We start from the raw sequence: 17,358 nt of genomic DNA on the forward strand, positions 1-17,358 counted from the left end.
AGGGGGAACCCGTATGACCATCGCCCCGGAGCGGCCGGCGCTGCGACCGCCCGCCGGACAGGCCCCGCCGGCCGGCCCCGAGCGCCGCCGCGCCACCTCCGGCACGCGCGCCACCGACGTCTACGCCGTCCTCGGCGCCGCGGCCGCCGCCCTCGCCCTCACCTGGCTGCTCTTCGCCCGGCTGCTGCCCTTCTCCGGCCCCGTCGGCTTCGTCCTCGTCGCGTACGCCCTCTTCCTCGGCCTGTACGCCCTGCTCGTCTCCTTCGACGAGGACGGCCCCGCGGTCCGCGACCGGGTCGCCGGCGTGGTCGTCCGCACCCTCGGGCTCGTCCTCCTCGCGGTCCTCGTCTTCGTCGTCGCCTTCACCCTCTGGGAGGGCCGCGAGGCCCTCGTCCACCTCAACTTCTTCACCGAGGACATGAGCCTCGCGGGGCCGCTCGAACCGCTCGACGTCGGCGGCGTCCTGCACGCCGTCGTCGGCACCCTGGAGCAGGTCGGCATCGCCCTGGTCCTCACCGTCCCGGCCGGCATCGTCTGCGCCGTCTTCCTCAACGAGGTCCCCGGCCCCTTCGCCCGCCTCGTCCGCACCATCGTCGAGGCGATGACCGCGCTGCCGTCGATCGTCGCCGGCCTCTTCGTCTACGCCACCGTCATCCTCGCCCTGGGCATGGAGCGCTCCGGCCTCGCCGCCGCGCTCGCCCTCTCCGTGATGATGCTGCCGATCATCATCCGCGCCTCCGACGTCGTCATCCGGCTCGTCCCCGGCACCCTGCGGGAGGCGTCGTACGCCATGGGCGCCTCGCGCTGGCGCACGGTCTGGCACGTCGTCCTGCCCACCGCCCGCTCCGGCCTCACCACCGCCGTCATCCTCGGCACCGCCCGCGGGGTGGGGGAGACCTCGCCCGTGCTGCTCACCGCCGGCTTCACCGCCGAGCTCAACGCGCTGCCGACGGCCGGCGCCCAGGTCTCCCTGCCGCTCGCCACCTTCGAACTCGTCAAGTCGCCCGAACCGAACATGATCGCCCGCGGCTCCGGCACCGCCGCCGTGCTGATGCTCCTCGTCCTGCTCCTCTTCGTGCTCGCCCGGATCGCCGGCGGACGCGGTCCCGGACAGCTGACGAAGCGCCAGGAGCGCCGGCGGGCGGCGGCCTCGCGGGAGGACGCGGCCCGGTTCGCCCGCGCCTCCCTCCTTCCCCACCGGTCCGCACCTCCGAGGAGCACGTCGTGAGATCGCCCGTCCCGCTCACCCGCACCCTCCTGGGCCTGGGCACCGTGCTCTGCGCACTGCTCGCCCTCCTCGCGGGCCCGCCCGCCGCCCAGGCCGCCGGCTACACCAAGATCACCGGCTCCGGCTCCACCTGGAGCTCCAACGCCGTCGAGCAGTGGCGGCGCAACATCGGCGCCAACATCGGACTGACCGTCAACTTCAACGCCAACGGCTCCTCGCAGGGCCGCGAGCAGTTCAAGAACGGCACCGTCGACTTCGCCGTCTCCGAGATCCCCTACGGCCTCACCGACGGCGGCGCCACCGACGTCCCGCCCGGCCGCGGCTACGCCTACATGCCGATCGTCGCGGGCGGCACCGCCTTCATGTACAACCTCCGCATCGGCGGCCGCCAGGTCACCAACCTGCGCCTGTCCGGCCCCGTCCTCGCGAAGATCTTCACCGGGCAGCTGACCATGTGGAACGCGCCCGAGATCAAGGCCGACAACCCCGGCCTCACCCTCCCCGCCCGCCGGATCGTGCCCGTCGTCCGCTCCGACGGCTCGGGCACCACCGCCCAGTTCACCACCTGGCTCGCCAAGGAGCACGGCGCCGTCTGGAACGAGCACTGCCGCCGGGCCGGCCGCTCCACCCCCTGCGGCATGACCTCCTACTTCCCCGTCGTGCCCGGCACGACGGCGGTCGCCAAGTCCGGCTCCCTCGGCGTCTCGGCGCACGTCCGCCAGCCGCAGGGCGAGGGAGCGATCACCTACGTCGAGTACTCGTACGCCGTCAACGCGCACTTCCCCGTCGTCAAGGTCCTCAACCGGTCGGGCCACTACGTCGAGCCGACCGCCCAGGCCGTCGCCGTCGCCCTCCTCAGGGCCCGGATCAACACCGACCGCGCCTCGGCGGACTACCTCACGCAGATCCTCGACGACGTCTACCGCTCGGCGGACTCCCGCGCGTACCCGCTCTCCAGCTACAGCTACATGATCGTCCCCACCTCGGACAGCGCCCCGCACACCGCAGACAAGGGACGCTCGCTCGGCACCTTCGCCCGCTACTTCCTCTGCGAGGGCCAGCAGCAGGCCGAGGAGCTCGGCTACTCGCCGCTGCCGAAGAACCTCGTCCAGGCCGGCTTCGACCAGGTCCGCCGCATCCCCGGCGCCCCCACCGGTGGCGTGGACCTCTCCTCCTGCCGCAACCCCACCTTCTCCTCCGACGGCACCAACACCCTCGCCGAGAACGCCCCGAGGCCGAAGTCCTGCGACAAGCAGGGCCCCCGGCAGTGCGCCGACGGCACGGGCGGGGCCAGGGGAGTGGCGACCCCGGTCGTCGACGGCGGTGGTACGAGCGGTGGTTCCGGCTCCGGCGGCGCCACCGGCGGCTCCCCGTCGGGCGGTTCAGGCTCCGGAGGCTCAAACGGCGTCGGCTCCGGCGGGAGTTCCGGCGGCGGGACAGGTGGTACCGGCGGCGGTACGGGACCGGGTACGGGTTCCACCGGCGGGACCGGCAGCGGGTCGACCGGCGCCACCGGCACCGGCGGGACCGCGGCCGGCGCCGCATCCGGCACCGGCGGCAACGGCACCGGCTCCGGCTCCGGAGGCGCGGGTGCCGCGGCCTCCGGCGGCAGCGGCGGCCCGGTCGTGGACCCCGACACCGGCGACATCGTCCCGGACGGCGGCGCGGGAGCGGCGGCGGGCGGCGGCGACGGCGCCGGGGGCGGGGGCGGGGACGCCTTCGCGGGGAACCCCGTCGTCGGCACCCCCGTGACCCTCGCTGCCGACTCGGGCGCAGGCCTGCGCGGTCTGCTGATGGTCCTCTCGGCCTTCCTGCTCCTCGCCACCGTCATCGCCCCGCCGCTGGTCGGCCGTCTGCTGGCCGCGCGCGCGGACCGCCAGGGGGGTGGCCGGTGATGCGGTACCCCGACGCGACGCCGCGGCCCGCGGCCGGCGGCACCCCGGCCACCCGCCTCCGCCCGCGGGCCTCCGGACGGTCTCCCGTCCCCCGCTCCCGGTCCCTCGGGCTCGGGGCCCTGCTCCTCGCGCTCGTCCTCGCGCTGCTTCCGCTGCCGCAGGACCCGCGGGCCGTCGCCGCCACCGACTCCGGGAGCTCGGCCGTCACCAAGCGCGGCGGCCGGGGCCCGTACGACGACTTCTCCGGCCTGGAGGTGACCGTGCACCAGACGCGGAACCTGCGCGGACAGGGCGTCCAGGTCACCTGGAAGGGCGGCCGGCCCACGGTCGGCGGTACCGACTTCCTCCAGATCATGCAGTGCTGGGGCGACGACCCGGCGGGTCCGCGCCGGGAGCAGTGCCAGTTCGGCGCCCTCTCGCTGAGCGGCCTGAACGTCGGTACGCACGTCGGGCGCCGGGTGCTCGTCGCGGGCACCGACCCGAGGGAGAAGGAGTACGCCGAGGACATCCCGGACCCCGAGTTCCCCGGCAACACCACCAGTCCCTTCGTCCCCTTCACCCCCGTCTCCGGCCCGGCCACCGGCAAGAGCACCGACTGGACGTACTTCAGCCCCGTCGACACCAACGAGGAGCCCTACCTCGTCACCCAGCCGGACGGCACCGGCGAGGCCGGCTTCAACCTCCAGTCGTCCCGCGAGGCGCCCCACCTCGGCTGCGGCGACCCGCAGGGCACCGGCGCCGGGCTCCGGGGCCGGGGCTGCTGGCTCGTCGTGGTGCCGCGCGGCTCCTACGACCCCGACGGCACGCAGAACAACCTCAGGCCGCAGAGCTCGCCGCTCTCCACCACCAACTGGGAGCAGCGGCTCGTCTTCCCGCTCGGCTTCCTGCCGGTCGGCGACCCCTGCCCGACCGACCGGACCGAGCGCCGTATGACCGGCTCCGAGCTGGTCACCGAGGCCGTCACCTCCTGGCAGTCGGCCCTCTGCGCGGGCGGCGCCACCCGCTTCACCTTCTCCCAGCGCGGCGAGGAGGCGGTCCGCTCCGGCCTCCTCGCGCCGACCGCCAACTCCCCGGGCCTCGGCTTCACCGTCGAGCCGGTCGAGCCGCCCGAGCCGGTCGAGCCGCCGGAGCCCTCCGGGGGAGCGCCGGGCGGGGGAGCGCCGGGCTTCGTCCACGCGCCGGTCGCCGTCAGCGGGCTGACAGTGGGCTTCTTCTGGGAGGCCGACGACATCGGGCTCGTGAAGGACCTGAGGCTCAGCCCCCGCCTCCTCGCGAAGCTGCTCACGCTGTCCTATCCGTACGACGTCCGGGTGAGCACCTCCGACCTGCCGCCGCCCGACCACCTCAAGGCGAATCCGGTCTCCATCGTCCGCGATCCGGAATTCCTGGACCTGAATCCGCGATTCAAGGAACATCCGCCCGCCGCGATGAACTACCCGGGTGGAATCCTGCTCTCCGCCGAGCGTTCCGACGCCTCCAAGGTCGTCTGGGACTACCTGCGCGGAAATCGCGAGGCGCGCGCATTCCTGGAGGGAAAGCCGGACCCGTGGGGGATGAAGGTCAATCCTCATTACGCGGACCTCGGCCTGCCCGGGACGAGCCTCTACGAGTTCCCGAAGGCCGACCCGACCGAGACCGTGCTGAGCCTGTCCGGGAAGACGATCGCGTACGGGGCGCTTGAACGCTCGCCGTACGCCGGCGATCTCCACGAGGTCGCCCGGGGCACCCGCCGGGGCAGCCACAACAGCAAGTACGAGGCCGACCTGGACACCGCCTCAGGAGGGCTGAAGCTCGTCGGCCCGGCGCCGCTGCCCGGCTCCCGCCGCGCCTACGGCATCACCGAGAGCGCCTCCGCCGCCCGCTATCAGCTCAAGGTCGCCGCCCTGCCCGACGCGGACGGCACCTACGTCCTGCCCACCTCCGACGCCCTCCTCGAGGCGGTCGGCCAGTTCCGGGACTCGGCGGTGCCGGGCGTCCTCGCCCCGGACCCGGCCCGGGTCCGCGCGGGCGGCTACCCGCTGACCGTCGTGACCTACGCCGCGGCCTCCACCGGTCTGCCCGCCGACGCCCGCCGGGACTACGCGCGCGTGATGCGGTACGCGGCCGGCCCCGGCCAGCGGCAGGGCACGGCCCCCGGCGACCTGCCCTTCGGCTACGCCCCGCTCCCGGCCGAGCTCAGCGCCCGCGCCGTCGCCGCCGCCGACCTCCTGGAACGGGGACCGGTGCCGCGGCCGACCGCTCCGGGCACACCGTCCGGTACGCCGGGCGGCCCGGACCCCGGCGCGGACTCCGGCGGCGGCGCGGGGGAACCGTCCACGCCGGTGCCCGCCGGAGCGGAACCGCCGGCCGGTGCCTCCGGCTCCTCCGGATCCGGCACCGGCTCCTCCTCCGGACCGGGCTCGGGTACGGGCTCCACCGCCCCGCCCACCCCCTCCGGCGGTACGGGCACCGGGGCGCCGTCCTCCGCTCCGCCGCCCGCCCCGTCCGGCCCCGGTGAGCGGCTCGCCGCCTCGGCGACCGGCACCACCCCCTCCCAGATCCTGGGCTGGATCCGCTGGATCCTCCTCGGCGTACTCGTCGTCGGCGCCGCCGCCGCTCTCGCCGGACCCGCCGTCCTCCGGTTCGCCGGCCGCCGCCCGAACCCCTCGGATTCACCTAGGAAAGGATTTCGTCACCTGAAGAGCGACTGAACGTGGTGGTTCCCGCATCGGCCTGTGCGGAATTGTTGTTCCCGGCCGGCCGACGGGCCGGCCCGGAAATACGAGATCCGGATTCGCGTGTGCCTTGTGCGTCCATTCAAAGACATCCGTATGCACGGAGGAGATCAGAAGTGAACGTCAATTCCCGCGCTCGTATCGGTGCCGCCCTCGGTGTGGCCGCCCTCGGTCTCGGTGTCGCCGTCGCCCCGGCGGCCCAGGCCGACCCCAACCCGGTCACCCAGTACCGCACGCTCGCCGGTGTCGGCTCCGACACGACCCAGGACGTGCTCAACGGCCTCGGCAACGTCGTCCTGAACGCGGTCAACCAGAAGATCATCGCCTCCTGGGACGCCACCGGCTCCGCCACCGTCAAGACCAAGTCCGCCGGCTGCGTGATCAACCGCCCGAACGGCTCCTCGGCCGGCATCGACGCGCTCCGCAACGCCGTGGACACCGCCTCCGGCTGCCTCGACTTCGCCCGCTCCTCGCGCGGCCCCGTCGACACCTCCACCACGGACCTCACCTGGATCCCCTTCGCCAAGGACGCCGTGTCCTGGGCCAAGCGCTCCAGCAGCGCCCTGCCGTCCGACCTGACGACGGCCCAGCTCAAGTCGATCTACGAGTGCAACCTCACCAGCCTCAACGGTGTGACGCTCACGCCGATCCTGCCGCAGTCCAACTCCGGCACCCGCCAGTTCTTCCTCTCCGCGATCGGCGTCACCACCCCGGGCGCCTGCGTCCAGCAGGGCGTCCAGGAGAACGACGGCACCGTCCTCGACACCGACGGCGACATCGCCCCCTACTCCGTCGCCCAGTACACGGCGCAGGAGAAGCTCGTCGTCGCCGACCGCCGGGGCACGGCCGTGCTCGGCTCCGTCAACACCGTCGCTCCGCGCAACGCCGACAAGTCGCTCAACCTGGCCTTCCCCTTCACGCGTGACGTCTACAACGTCGTCCCGAGCGCGAAGCTGACCAACGCCACGATCGCCTCCACCTTCGTCGGCTCGTCCTCCAAGGTCTGCGCCGCCGGCGCGACCATCGCCAACTACGGCTTCGGCACCCTGGGCACCGCCTGCGGCGCCACGACCCTCAAGGGCGAGCGCTGACCACCAGGCTCCCCGTCACCGCGCAACGGCCGGGCACCCCAGGGTGCCCGGCCCCACGGCGTACCCGCACCCGGCACCGTCCTCACGGGCGGGCGCCGACCGCCACCGCTTCCTGACCCGGACCGGGAGCCGCCACCCGGTCCGCCGACCCGCCCGCTTCCGCAACCGATTCCTGGGGGACCCGGATGAACCGCCCCGCACCACACCGATCACCCGTCGCGCTCCTCATGGCGCTCGCCCTCCTCTGCGGCACCCTCGCCGTCGTCCTGGCCATGGCCGCCCCCGCCAAGGCCGCCACACTGCACGGCACCTTCACCCTTCAGGGCGGTTCGGGCTCCCTCACCGACAAGCCCCTCGGCACGGGGGTCGCCACCCCCGCGGCCTGCCCCGCGCCGGCCGACCCCGCGAAGCCCTACGTCAGGGGCCGGCTCGTCGTGGTCGAGCCCGGGCCCATCGGCAACTTCCACCGCCTGGCGATGACCACCGTGGGGGAGCCCCTGAGCGACGGCCCCTTCACCCGGCCCCTCGACACCGGGGCCGATCCGCTGTCGCTCCAGGAGGGCCTGAGGTGGTTCATCCCCGAAGGACCGCTGGACGGCCGGTACGAACTCCGCCTCTACTGCCAGACCGCGACCGGGGTCGAGACGGAGCACTTCTTCTCCACCATGGTCCAGGTCACCGGTGACACCTGGGCCCCGATCGCGCAGCGGGCGACCCTGCTGGAGGTGAGGTCCGACCCCGAGCCGGCCGTCGCCGGCGAGCCCGCCAGGATCATCGCGCACCTCCAGCCCCAGGAGGCCGCCGGAACGGTGACCTTCCAGAAGTTCGTGAACGAGGAACTCGTCGACATCGGCACCGCCGACGTCGTCGCCGGGAAGGCCGAGGTCACCGTCACCGAGCCCGCCGTCAACAACGACGGACTGCCCGTGGTCGCCACGTTCACTCCCACCGACCCCGAGGCCCACACCCCCGCTTCCCACGTCTACACCCTGTACGTGACCGAGCCCACGCCCACCCCGACCGGCACCACGCCCACGCCCACCACGCCCACCCCCTCCACTCCCCACCCCACCGGGACCACCGCCACCCCCACCCCCTCCGACTCGGTGACCCCCTCCGAGTCGGCCACTCCGTCCGCATCGGTCACCCCCTCCGAGTCGGCGACTCCCTCCGCCTCCGAGCCGGCCACCCCGTCCCCGGGCGCCACCACGGACGACGGCGGCTCCGACTCCGGCTCCTCCGGCTCGGGTTCCGCCTCCGGGGGTTCCTCCGGCGGCTCCGACGCGACCACCGGAGACGGCTCCACCGGCACGGGTCCCGCCTCCGGCGGCGGCACCGGCATCCAGGGGGGAACCGGCGGCCGGCTCGCGGCCACCGGTGCCGCGTCCGCCGCCTCCGCCGCGGCCGGAGCGCTCGCGCTCTGCCTGCTCGGCGCCGCCGCCGTGATCGAGGCCCGCCGCCGCAAGGCGGTCGCCCGGCCGTGACCACCGCACCGGCACCAGCCGCCCCCCGCGCCGGGCTCGGCCTGGCCGGGGCGGCGCTGTGCGTCCTCGCCGCCCTTCTCATCGGCTTCGCCGCCAACCTCACCGTCGTCGGACACCTCCAGCACGCCCGCGACCAGTCCACCGCCTACGACGAGCTGCGCGAGCAACTCGCCCTCGGCACGGCCCCGGTGGGGCAGACCACCTACGACGGCAGGGCGGTCGCCCTCGGCGACCCCGTCGCCCTGCTCCGCATCCCGGTCCTCGGCGTGCGCGAGGTCGTCGCCGAGGGCACCACCTCGGAGGTCCTCATGTCGGGCCCCGGCCACCGCCGGGACACCCCGCTGCCCGGCCAGGCGGGGACGGCCGTCCTCATGGGGCGCCAGTGGGGATACGGCAGCCCCTTCAACGACCTGCACCGGCTGCCGCCCGGCGCCCGCGTCGAGGTGACGACCGGTCAGGGCGAGGCCGTCTACGAGGTGGTGGGCGTCCGCCGCCCCGGCGATCCCACCCTCGCCGCCCCCGGCGCGGGCGAGGGCCGGCTGACCCTGGTCACGGCCGACGGCGGCGCGTACACCCCGGAGAACTTCCTCTTCGTCGACGCGAAGCTGCGCTCCGACGTCCAGCCCAGCCCGGCGCGGCCGCTGCGGCCCGGCTGGATCACCGACGCCGAGAAACCGCTCGCCGGCGACCCGGCCGCCTGGCCGAACATCTTCCTCGGCGCCCAGGCGCTCCTCCTCGCCGCCGTCCTCACCGTCGTCGCCCGCCGCCGCTGGGGCCCCCGCCAGACCTGGATCGCCGCCACCCCCGTGCTCCTCGCCCTCGGCGTCCTCGTCTCCGGCGAGCTGACCCGCCTCCTGCCCAACCTCCTCTGAAAGCCGTGGAGCTGATGACACCGTGACCGAGCTCGCCGACACCGTCACCCTGCCGCCCGTCCCCGCCGGCAAGCCGCCGGCGGGCCGCGCCGGAGCGCTCGACGCCGAGGCCGTCTCCGCCTGGTTCGGCGACCGCAAGGTCCTCGACCGGGTCTCGCTCGCCATGCCCGCGCACGAGGTGACCGCCCTCATCGGTCCCTCCGGCTGCGGCAAGTCCACCTTCCTCCGCATCCTCAACCGGATGCACGAACTCATCGGCTCCGCCGCCCTCGCCGGCCGCGTCCTCCTCGACGGCGCCGACATCTACGACCGGGGCCGCCGCATCACCCACGCCCGCCGCGAGATCGGCATGGTCTTCCAGAAGCCCAACCCCTTTCCTGCGATGTCCCTGTACGAGAACGTCCTCGCCGGCCTCAAGCTCGGCGGCGTCCGGGCCGGCCGGGACGAGAAGGACGCCCTCGTCGAGGAGTGCCTGACCCGCGCCGGCCTCTGGAACGAGGTCAGGGACCGGCTCCGGCAGCCCGGCGGCGCCCTCTCCGGCGGCCAGCAGCAGCGCCTCTGCATCGCCCGCGCGCTCGCCGTCCGCCCCCGCGTGCTCCTCATGGACGAGCCCTGCTCCGCCCTCGACCCGACCTCCACCCGGCGCGTCGAGGAGACCATCGCCGAGCTCAAGTCCGAGGTGACGATCGTGATCGTCACCCACAACATGCAGCAGGCCGCCCGGGTCTCCGACTCCTGCGCCTTCTTCCTCGCCGAACAGGGCACGCCCGGCGTGATCGTCGAACACGGCCCCACGGAGCGGATGTTCGGTGCGCCGGTCGACCCCCGCACGGCGGACTACGTCAACGGCCGCTTCGGATAGCGCGGTCGGGGGGCACGGCGAAGGGCCGGTACGGAGATCCCGTACCGGCCCTCGCCGTTCACGCCCGGCTCACAGCCCCGCGGCCGCCGCCAGGTCCTTCTTCAGCGCGCCCAGCACCTCGGTGCCCGTCGCCCGCGCCGCGCCCAGACCGCTCGCGTCGGCGACCGGGACCACGACCTCCAGGTAGCACTTCAGCTTCGGCTCCGTGCCCGACGGGCGGACGATCACCCGCGCCTTGTACGCGCCGTCCAGGTGGTAGCGCAGACCGTCCGTCGGCGGCAGCGACTCCGTGCCCTTGGTCAGGTCCTCCGCCGAGACCACCGGGAGACCCGCGAGCCGCACCGGGGGCTTCTCGCGCAGCGCCGCCATCGCGTCCGCGATGACCGACAGGTCCTCCACCCGCACCGACAGCTGGTCCGTGGCGTGCAGCCCGTGCTCCACCGCCAGGTCGTCGAGCAGGTCCGTCAGCGTCCGGCCCCGCTCCTTCAGCTCCGAGGCCAGCTCCGCGACGAGCAGCGCCGCCGTGATGCCGTCCTTGTCGCGGACGCCCTCCGGGTCCACGCAGTAGCCGAGCGCCTCCTCGTACCCGTACCGCAGACCGTCCACCCGGGCGATCCACTTGAAGCCGGTCAGCGTCTCCTCGTACCCGACCCCGGCCGCCTCGGCGATCCGCCCGAGCAGCGAGGACGACACGATCGACTCGGCGAAGACACCGGTGGCGCCCTTGCGCACCAGGTGCGCGGCGAGCAGCGAGCCGACCTCGTCGCCGCGCAGCATCCGCCAGCCGCCGTCCACGGACGCGTCCGGCACGGCGACGGCGCAGCGGTCGGCGTCCGGGTCGTTGGCGATGACGATGTCGGGGTCCACGGCCCGGGCCGCCTCGAAGGCCAGGTCCATGGCCCCGGGCTCCTCCGGGTTCGGGAACGCGACCGTCGGGAACGCCGGGTCGGGCTCGGCCTGCGCCGCGACCAGCGCGGGCGGCGGGAAGCCGTGCCGGGCGAAGGCCGCCGTCAGGACGTCCTTCCCGACGCCGTGCATGGCCGTGTAGACGGTGCGCGCGCTGCGCGGCGAGCCGGGGGTCAGCACGGCGTCGGTCCGGGCCAGGTACGCCTCCAGGACCTCCTCGCCGAGGGTCTCCCAGCCGTCCTCCGGCCGCGGCACGTCGGCCAGCGCCCGGACGGCGTCGATCTCGGCCGCGATCCCGGCGTCCGCCGGCGGCACGATCTGCGAGCCGTCGCCCAGGTACACCTTGTAGCCGTTGTCCCGCGGCGGGTTGTGGCTCGCCGTCACCTCGACGCCGGCGACGGCGCCCAGGTGCCTTATGGCGTACGCCAGGACCGGCGTGGGCAGCGGGCGCGGCAGCAGCGCGGCGCGCAGCCCGGCGCCCGTCATCACGGCGGCGGTGTCGCGGGCGAAGTCGGCCGACTTGTAGCGGGCGTCGTAGCCGATGACGACCAGACCGCCGGTCTGCCCCTCCTTCTTCAGGTACGCGGCGAGTCCGGCGGCGGCCCGGATGACCACGGCCCTGTTCATCCGCATGGGCCCGGCGCCCAGCTCGCCGCGGAGCCCAGCGGTGCCGAACTGCAGCGTCCCGGCGAACCGGACGGCCAGCTCGTCGGTGTCCCCCCGGTCGAGGAGCGCGCCGAGCTCCTCCCGGGTCTCGGGGTCGGGATCCTCGGCGAGCCACGCCTGGGCCCGGGCGAGGAGTTCGTCCTGCGTCACGGTGATGCGCCTTTCGTCTGCGGCGGGGTGAGTCGTGGTGCGTGAGCGGGTGCGGGTGGGTGCGGGGGTGGGCCGCTGCGCGGAGCCTTTCCCCACCCCGCCCCTTCCCGAACTGGGGGCGAGCCCCCGGACCCCCGTACGGCCTGCGGCCGTGCCCTCGAACGCCGGGCGGGCTGAGATTCAGCCCCGCCGGCGTCTGAGGCGCGGGGTCCGGGGCGGAGCCCCGGTTCCGGGAAGGGGCGGGGTGGGGGAGAGGCCCCGCGCAGCGGCCCCACCCGCACCGCTGCCGGTCGCTCCGCCCCCGTGACGGAAGCGTCAGATCCGGTCGAGGACCCGCGTCAGCAGTTCGCCCATGCGCGCCGCCGAGTCCTTCCCCGCCTGGAGGACCTCCTCGTGGTTGAGCGGCTCGCCGGAGAGGCCCGCGGCGAGGTTGGTGACGAGGGAGATGCCGAGGACCTCCGCGCCGGCCTCGCGCGCGGCGATGGCCTCCAGGACGGTGGACATGCCGACGAGGTCGCCGCCCATGACGCGGACCATGTTGATCTCGGCGGGGGTCTCGTAGTGCGGGCCGGGGAACTGGACGTACACGCCCTCCTCCAGCGTCTCGTCGACCTCCTTGCACAGCGCGCGCAGCCGCGGCGAGTACAGGTCGGTGAGGTCGACGAAGTTCGCGCCGACGATCGGGGAGGCGGCCGTCAGGTTGATGTGGTCGCTGATGAGGACGGGCTGGCCGGGGCGCATGCCCTCGCGCAGGCCGCCGCAGCCGTTGGTCAGGACGACGGTCTTCACGCCGGCGGCGACCGCGGTGCGGACGCCGTGGGCGACGGAGGCGACCCCGCGGCCCTCGTAGAAGTGGGTGCGGCCGAGGAAGACCAGGGCGCGCTTGTCGCCGATCTTGTACGAGCGGACCTTGCCGCCGTGGCCCTCGACGGCCGGCGGCGGGAAGCCCGGGAGCTCGGTGACGGGGAACTCGGCCTCGGGGGCGCCCAGGGCGTCCACGGCCGGGGCCCAGCCGGAGCCCATGACCAGGGCGACGTCGTGGTTCTCGACTCCGGTCAGCTCGCGCAGACGCGCGGCCGCGGCCTCGGCGGCCTCGTACGGGGTGGCAGTAGCGTTCACTGGCTCTTCTCGCCTCGGGGAGGGGGTCCGAGGGAGGTGACCCCGGACGGAATTCGTTCGCGAAGAAGCCTAGCCCGAGAATTCCTACGCGCGTAGATGACGGCGCGGACGGACATGCGATCGTTGTCTTGTCGTTTCCGACGAAAGCACCCCGGGCGGGGCTCCGGCTCCGCCCTCAGCAGGGGCGCTTGCGGATCTCCATCACGTAGTCGTGGGGCGCGCCCGCCGACTCCGCGGCGTCGGCGACCTCGCCCAGGTAGCGGGCGGACGGCAGCCCGCCCTCGTAGGCGTTGAGCACGTACACCCAGGCCGCCTCCTCGCCGTCGAGGGTGTGCACGCGCACCCGCATCCGCCGGTAGATGTCGAGCCCGACGCCCTCCCAGCGGTCCATCGAGTCCTCGTCCATCGGGGCGATGTCGTACAGCGCCACGAAGACCTGCTGGCGCGGGGCCTCGACGAGGGTGGCGAGCGCTCCCTCCCAGCCCATCTGCTCCCCGCCGAAGGTGAGCCGCCAGCCGTTCAGCCAGCCGGTGCCGCGCAGCGGGGAGTGCGGGGCGCGGCGGCTCATCAGCCGCGCGTCGAGGTTGCCGGCGTAGGCGGCGTAGAGCGACATGGGACCGAGGGTACGGGAGTGGCGCCGGTATCCGGCGAACGCCGAGGTTGAGGGCCGTACGGGTGCTCCCGGGGCGGTCCGGGGCCGGCTTTTCCGGCCCCGGCGCGAGGGACCGGGCGGCGTACGGGAGAATGGAGTACGCACTTGAAGCGTGCGGGACAATGGCGTACGCACTGCAGCCCACGGGGGCCGCACACCCCCGCAGAACGAGAGCGCGAGGCGTAGATCCCAGTGACCCGGATCGTGATCATCGGCGGCGGACCCGGCGGATACGAGGCTGCCCTGGTGGGCGCCCAGCTCGGCGCGGAGGTGACCGTCGTCGACTGCGACGGCCTCGGCGGCGCGTCCGTCCTGACCGACTGCGTCCCCTCCAAGACCCTGATCGCCACGGCCGAGGTGATGACCACCTTCGACTCCTCCTACGAGGAGCTGGGCATCATCGTCGCGGACGACACCCCCCACGTGGAGCAGGCCGCCCGCGTCGTCGGCGTGGACCTCGGCAAGGTCAACCGACGGGTGAAGCGTCTCGCGCTGGCCCAGTCGCACGACATCACGGCCTCCGTCACCCGGGCGGGCGCCCGGGTCCTGCGCGGCCGCGGCCGGCTCTCCGGCCGCCAGGCCGTGGACGGCTCCCGCCAGGTGATCGTGACGGCGGCCGACGGCACCGAGGAGACGCTGACCGCCGACGCCGTGCTGATCGCCACCGGCGGTCACCCGCGCGAGCTGGCCGACGCCAAGCCGGACGGCGAGCGGATCCTGAACTGGACCCAGGTCTACGACCTGAAGGAGCTCCCGGAGGAGCTCATCGTGGTCGGTTCCGGTGTCACCGGCGCCGAGTTCGCCGGCGCCTACCAGGCGCTCGGCTCCCGGGTCACCCTCGTCTCCTCCCGCGACCGCGTCCTGCCGGGCGAGGACCCGGACGCCGCCGCCGTCCTGGAGGACGTCTTCCGCCGCCGCGGCATGAACGTCATGGCCCGCTCCCGCGCCGAGTCCGCCAAGCGGGTCGGCGACCGGGTCGAGGTGACCCTCGCGGACGGCCGGGTCATCTCGGGCACCCACTGCCTGATGGCCGTCGGCGCCATCCCGAACTCCGCGGGCATGGGCCTGGAGGAGGCCGGGGTCCGGCTGAAGGAGTCCGGGCACATCTGGACCGACCGGGTCTCCCGCACCTCCGCCCCCGGCGTGTACGCGGCCGGCGACGTCACCGGGATCTTCGCGCTGGCCTCGGTCGCCGCCATGCAGGGCCGGATCGCGATGTACCACTTCCTCGGCGACGCGGTGACCCCGCTCAACCTGAAGACGGTGTCCTCGAACGTCTTCACCGACCCCGAGATCGCCACCGTCGGCTACACCCAGGCCGACGTCGACGCCGGCAAGATCGACGCCCGGGTCGTCAAGCTGCCGCTGCTGCGCAACCCGCGCGCCAAGATGCAGGGCATCCGGGACGGCTTCGTGAAGATCTTCTGCCGCCCCGGCACCGGCATCGTGGTCGGCGGCTGTGTCGTCGCCCCCCGGGCGAGCGAGCTGATCCACCCGATCTCGATCGCGGTCGACAACAATCTGACGGTCGAACAGATCGCAAATGCTTTCACCGTGTACCCCTCCCTGTCGGGCTCGATCGCGGAAGTGGCACGGCAGTTGCACACCCGAAAGACCTCGGGCGAGGGCTGACCCTCCCCCGAAACCTCCGGCGATCACCGTCCCCGCCTGCGGGAACGGTTCGCCGACTCGGACAACCCCCGGCAAGACGGGGCATAGCCGGGGCACAAAACGGATCAATGGCGGGGCTCCCCATACCACTTGGGGGCCCCGCCTGTGTGTATCTTCCGCAATCCGGCCCATAGTGCTGAAAAGCACCGGCGGCGCACGTTACTGTCAGTTTTGTGTTCGCTGCAGAACGTCGCCAGTTGATCCTCGAAATGGTGCGAGCCAATGGGGCCGTGTCGCTCCGCGAGCTCGCCCGCGTCGTCCAGACCTCCGAAGTGACCGTGCGCCGTGACGTACGGGCCCTGGAGGCAGAAGGACTCCTCGACCGCCGGCACGGCGGTGCGGTGTTGCCGGGCGGATTCACGCGAGAATCCGGCTTCCCGCAGAAATCCCATCTCGCGACCGCGGAGAAGACGGCCATCGCCGACGTCGCCGCGAGCCTGGTCGAGGAGGGCGAGGCCATCGTCGTCGGCGCCGGGACCACCACCCAGGAGCTGGCCCGCCGGCTCGCCCGGGTGCCCGGCCTCACCGTGGTCACCAACTCGCTGCTCGTCGCCCAGGCCCTGGCGCACGCCAACCGGGTCGAGGTCGTCATGACCGGCGGCACCCTGCGCGGCTCCAACTACGCCCTGGTGGGCAGCGGGGCCGAGCAGTCGCTCCAGGGGCTGAGGGTCTCCCGCGCCTTCCTCTCCGGCAGCGGGCTCACCGCCGAGCGCGGCCTCTCCACCTCCAACATGCTCTCCGCGAGCGTGGACCGGGCGCTGGTGCAGGCGGCGGCCGAGGTCGTGGTCCTCGCCGACCACACCAAGCTCGGCACCGACACCATGTTCCAGACGGTGCCGACCGACGTCATCACCCGCCTGGTCACCGACGAGCCCCCGCCGCACGACGAGCGGGCCGCCTCCGAGCTCCAGGCCCTCGCCGACCAGGGCGTGCAGATCGCCGTGGCCGGCACCGGCCAGAGCGGCGTCCCCGCGCCCGAGCAGCTGCCCCCGGGCGTCCGGGGCCGCCGGGAGATGCCGCTCCCCGTCCAGCGCGGCGGCAGGATGCCCACCGGCCAGTTCCGCGGTCCCGGCCCCGGTCTCGGCGCCGAGCCCCTGGAGCGCACGGCCCGCGTCGCGGACCTGCGCCGCCGCTGAGCCCCGCCCCCGGGCCCGTGCGCGGGGGCTCCGCCCCGTGAGCACGTCCGTCCCCCGCCGTACGCAGTGAGCCGCCGTCCCCTCCCGCCCCGAACGCGGCGAAGGGCCCCCAGGCGGCTGCCTGCGGGCCCTTCCCTGTGAGCTTTCGGGCCGTCAGGCCTTGATCTCGCAGATGCCGGCGCCGGAGGTGACGGAGGCGCCGACCTCGGCGTTGAGGCCGGTAATGGTGCCCGACTTGTGGGCGTTGAGGGGCTGTTCCATCTTCATGGCCTCCAGGACGACGATCAGGTCGCCCTCCTTGACCTCCTGGCCCTCCTCGACCGCGATCTTCACGATCGTGCCCTGCATGGGCGAGGCGAGGGTGTCACCCGACGCGGTCGGACCGGACTTCTTCGCGGCGCGGCGCTTCGGCTTGGCGCCGGCGGCCAGACCGGTACGGGCCAGGGTCATGCCCAGGCTGGACGGGAGGGAGACCTCCAGACGCTTGCCGCCGACCTCGACCACGATCGTCTCGCGGCCCGTCTCGTCCTCGTCCGCGTCGGCACCGGCCGGAGCGAACGGCTTGATCTCGTTGACGAACTCCGTCTCGATCCAGCGGGTGTGGACACGGAACGGATCGGCGGTGAAGTCGGGATCGACCACGGCCGCCCGGTGGAAGGGAATGGCGGTGGCCATGCCCTCGACCCGGAACTCCTCCAGCGCACGCGCCGCCCGCTGCAGCGCCTGCTCACGCGTGGCGCCGGTGACGATCAGCTTCGCCAGGAGCGAGTCCCAGGCCGGGCCGATGACACTGCCCGACTCCACACCCGCGTCCAGACGGACACCGGGGCCGGTCGGCGGCTGGAAGAGGGTGACCGTGCCGGGGGCCGGGAGGAAACCGCGGCCCGGGTCCTCGCCGTTGATACGGAACTC

General features: G+C 73.8%; 13 protein-coding genes. 9 read left to right on the top strand and 4 right to left on the bottom strand.

All coding sequences use genetic code 11. The annotated features are described in order from the left end of the window. Positions 1 to 13 precede the first annotated feature (13 nt). The 7 genes from pstA to ACFYT9_RS10055 all read left to right on the top strand — a co-directional run bounded on the left by pstA (position 14) and on the right by ACFYT9_RS10055 (position 10,146). The gene (gene pstA / locus ACFYT9_RS10025; protein ID WP_389162085.1) at positions 14 to 1,228 is read left to right on the top strand and encodes a phosphate ABC transporter permease PstA; all 1,215 of its coding nucleotides are present in this window, start codon (positions 14 to 16) and stop codon (positions 1,226 to 1,228) included. Then, positions 1,225 to 3,123, top strand: coding sequence for a phosphate ABC transporter substrate-binding protein PstS (gene pstS, locus ACFYT9_RS10030; RefSeq protein WP_389162087.1), 1,899 nt, complete (start codon positions 1,225 to 1,227; stop codon positions 3,121 to 3,123). The genes pstA and pstS overlap by 4 nt, the downstream gene beginning before the upstream one ends. Further along, positions 3,123 to 5,813, top strand: a complete 2,691-nt coding sequence (locus ACFYT9_RS10035; protein WP_389162088.1) for a hypothetical protein — start codon at positions 3,123 to 3,125, stop codon at positions 5,811 to 5,813. The genes pstS and ACFYT9_RS10035 overlap by 1 nt, the downstream gene beginning before the upstream one ends. A 140-nt stretch (positions 5,814 to 5,953) precedes the next feature. Next, positions 5,954 to 6,928, top strand: a complete 975-nt coding sequence (locus ACFYT9_RS10040; RefSeq protein WP_387279620.1) for a hypothetical protein — start codon at positions 5,954 to 5,956, stop codon at positions 6,926 to 6,928. Positions 6,929 to 7,113: 185 nt separating this feature from the next. After that, entirely contained in the window at positions 7,114 to 8,412 is a 1,299-nt protein-coding gene (locus tag ACFYT9_RS10045; RefSeq protein WP_389162091.1) for a hypothetical protein, read from the top strand. Further along, complete coding sequence (locus ACFYT9_RS10050; RefSeq protein ID WP_389162093.1) at positions 8,409 to 9,284, top strand: sortase; 876 nt, start codon at positions 8,409 to 8,411, stop codon at positions 9,282 to 9,284. The genes ACFYT9_RS10045 and ACFYT9_RS10050 overlap by 4 nt, the downstream gene beginning before the upstream one ends. Before the next feature lie 49 nt (positions 9,285 to 9,333). Next, positions 9,334 to 10,146: a phosphate ABC transporter ATP-binding protein gene (locus ACFYT9_RS10055; protein ID WP_389162118.1), complete on the top strand. Its 813-nt coding sequence runs from the start codon at positions 9,334 to 9,336 to the stop codon at positions 10,144 to 10,146. 69 nt (positions 10,147 to 10,215) lie between these two features. Here ACFYT9_RS10055 and ACFYT9_RS10060 read toward each other — a convergent pair whose 3' ends face one another. The 3 genes from ACFYT9_RS10060 to ACFYT9_RS10070 form a co-directional block, all read right to left on the bottom strand. Continuing rightward, the gene (locus ACFYT9_RS10060) at positions 10,216 to 11,868 is read right to left on the bottom strand and encodes a phospho-sugar mutase (protein WP_389162094.1); all 1,653 of its coding nucleotides are present in this window, start codon (positions 11,866 to 11,868) and stop codon (positions 10,216 to 10,218) included. A gap of 315 nt (positions 11,869 to 12,183) precedes the next feature. Beyond that, positions 12,184 to 12,987 (bottom strand): purine-nucleoside phosphorylase, encoded by an 804-nt coding sequence (locus ACFYT9_RS10065; RefSeq protein ID WP_360310891.1) that lies wholly within the window; start codon positions 12,985 to 12,987, stop codon positions 12,184 to 12,186. Positions 12,988 to 13,162: 175 nt separating this feature from the next. Further along, a complete protein-coding gene (locus ACFYT9_RS10070; protein WP_189847237.1) occupies positions 13,163 to 13,600 on the bottom strand; it encodes a gamma-glutamylcyclotransferase in 438 nt (145 codons plus the stop codon). Between the two features lie 231 nt (positions 13,601 to 13,831). On the opposite strand from ACFYT9_RS10070, the gene ACFYT9_RS10075 reads away from it, so the two are divergent. Together ACFYT9_RS10075 and ACFYT9_RS10080 are read left to right on the top strand one after the other, a co-directional pair. Then, positions 13,832 to 15,271 carry an NAD(P)H-quinone dehydrogenase gene (locus tag ACFYT9_RS10075; RefSeq protein WP_389162097.1) on the top strand — a complete coding sequence of 480 codons (1,440 nt, stop codon included), beginning with the start codon at positions 13,832 to 13,834 and terminating at the stop codon, positions 15,269 to 15,271. A 212-nt stretch (positions 15,272 to 15,483) separates the two neighbouring features. After that, positions 15,484 to 16,446 carry a DeoR/GlpR family DNA-binding transcription regulator gene (locus ACFYT9_RS10080; protein WP_376597688.1) on the top strand — a complete coding sequence of 321 codons (963 nt, stop codon included), beginning with the start codon at positions 15,484 to 15,486 and terminating at the stop codon, positions 16,444 to 16,446. A gap of 153 nt (positions 16,447 to 16,599) precedes the next feature. Here the strand turns inward: ACFYT9_RS10080 and ACFYT9_RS10085 are convergent. Continuing rightward, positions 16,600 to 17,358, bottom strand: a 759-nt coding sequence (locus ACFYT9_RS10085) for a biotin/lipoyl-containing protein (RefSeq protein ID WP_389162098.1), incomplete at its 5' end; no start/stop codon positions are given.

This window comes from Streptomyces sp. NPDC004435 (assembly GCF_042873895.1).
Lineage (GTDB): Bacteria > Actinomycetota > Actinomycetes > Streptomycetales > Streptomycetaceae > Streptomyces.